The 452-nt window shown below is 51.8% G+C and carries 1 protein-coding gene; it reads left to right on the forward strand.

Annotated features, from left to right (window positions below; all coding sequences use genetic code 11):
* Positions 1 to 52: 52 nt before the first annotated feature.
* Positions 53 to 452, forward strand: a 400-nt coding sequence (locus DY467_RS25590) for an EAL domain-containing protein (protein WP_164639845.1), incomplete at its 3' end; no start/stop codon positions are given.

The raw sequence follows: 452 nt of genomic DNA on the forward strand, positions 1-452 counted from the left end.
GATTGTTGGAGAAAGTATCGGAATTGCCGTTAGAAGTGAAGCCGACAATTCAATGGAAACGCTGCTCCACCGCGCCGATCTTGCTCTATATGAAGCAAAATTATCGGGGCGTAATTCGTTCAAGATCTTTGATGACGAGCTTGGTGTGCGGACTGCGGAACGACGCGAATTGGAGAATGACTTACGTGAAGCGATATTTGACGGTCAGCTTGAGCTGCACTATCAACCCATCGTTTCGATGGTCGACCGACAAGTGTGCGCGTTTGAGGCATTGGTTCGCTGGCGCCATCCGCGCCGGGGTCTATTATCACCTGATCGGTTTATTCCTGTCGCGGAAGAGTGCGGACTTATCGTTCCCCTTGGAGAGTTTGTCGTTCGTCAGGCTTGTTCAGAGGCGTTGAGATGGCCGCACCACATCGGAGTGGCTGTAAACATTTCGCCCACCCATCTGT

The sequence above is a fragment of the Rhodopseudomonas sp. BR0G17 genome, from assembly GCF_010907025.1.
Classification (GTDB): Bacteria; Pseudomonadota; Alphaproteobacteria; order Rhizobiales; family Xanthobacteraceae; genus Rhodopseudomonas; species Rhodopseudomonas palustris_H.